General features: G+C 58.1%; 1 protein-coding gene. It reads right to left on the minus strand.

Annotated features, from left to right (window positions below; all coding sequences use genetic code 11):
- Window positions 1–267: 267 nt before the first annotated feature.
- Entirely contained in the window at window positions 268–753 is a 486-nt protein-coding gene (locus BXP70_RS29045) for a BLUF domain-containing protein (protein ID WP_086597606.1), read from the minus strand.
- Window positions 754–1,246: the final 493 nt, after the last annotated feature.

Below are 1,246 nucleotides of genomic sequence, written 5' to 3' on the forward strand. Positions count from 1 at the left end.
AGACGAGCAGTTGGTGCAGAATGTGCGCGCGTTGCGGCGGCGTTTGGGCAGCGGGTCCGAACTTGCTATTGTAGGCCATACCAGAAGAAGAAAAGGTTTCCTAAAAGTACCGGCCCCGGTGAGGGAACGCGCCCGTATAAACGCGGGAATACGCTTGCAGTAAATACGGGATTCCAGGACCGCATATCGCGCAGTCATCTTAGTTGTCTGTTGCTGAGACGTTTAGCTACCTATTCCAACGTGACGGTTCCTGCGCTCCCTTGCTGGCTACCGCTGCTGCCGCACGAACGGCTGCAACAAGCCGCGGAGACTGGGCCGCGGCGCTTCCCTTGCCATCCCGTCTCCTGGTAGGGGCGGAATAAACTGCTCAAGCCGGGTAAACACGCCCACCGGTACGAGACTCAGGCCCATGCCCCAGTATGGAAACTCGCGCCGCCGCACCATCTCCTCCCGCCGTACCTGTACCTGGTGGTGGCGCGGATCGCGCTGAATCTTAGCGAAGAGCGCCTTGACTGCGGTCTGCTCGCCTTCCAGCACCTGCAGAAACTGTCCCTCACTGTAAAACAGCACCCCCGTCAGGTGGTGAGATGCGTTGTAAACCCGCGCCCTTTCCACTAACCCTTGTACGTCGGCCGCGCCGAACCGCGTGGTTGCCTGACTTGTATACACCAGTGAGTAGAGCATCCTAGTAGAATCTTGTCGCCGAGCCATCTTCTCGCAATCGCCGCCTAGCATCCGGCGCGAGACGACCATCTGCTACCAATCCGAAGATAGGACTCTACAGGACCGCCACCCGTTCGCGACTGCCTACGGGCAGCGGCACGGGTAAACTACTGACTGCAAAGTAACTAGAAACGGATTTACCCGGACTAGTTCTCCGTACTTGCCGGCCTAGCATACGTAGTTGTCCGTCCCTTGTTGCCCTGGGTGCTTGCGCAAGTCGCTCCTGCCATTGCGCTCGCGTGATGGCTGTCAGCTCGATACGGCAACCAGTACCTCCGATTTCGACACGTAGCGACTCCCTTTCCACGCTTCTCGCCCTTCTCACGCAAGCGAACCCGACACCAGGTACTCGGCAGCCTACCACCGCATGCGTCCGTGATTTAGTCGGCGTTATTGAGCTCCTCTTATAGCCACCGGCCTTCTAGGCAATGGTTGAGTGTGCGGGGAGTACCTTGTTCAACGGCGTAGCGGTATAAGGCCTTAAAACGCCTATCTACTCATATTACGCACTACAAGGCGCTGC

It is taken from the genome of Hymenobacter crusticola (assembly GCF_002154225.1).
Lineage (GTDB): Bacteria > Bacteroidota > Bacteroidia > Cytophagales > Hymenobacteraceae > Hymenobacter > Hymenobacter crusticola.

Coding starts and splice junctions, on each gene's coding strand:
- BXP70_RS29045 (WP_086597606.1), bottom strand. CDS start 753: ATGGTCGTCTCGCGCCGGATGCTAGGCGGCGATTGCGAGAAGATGGCT.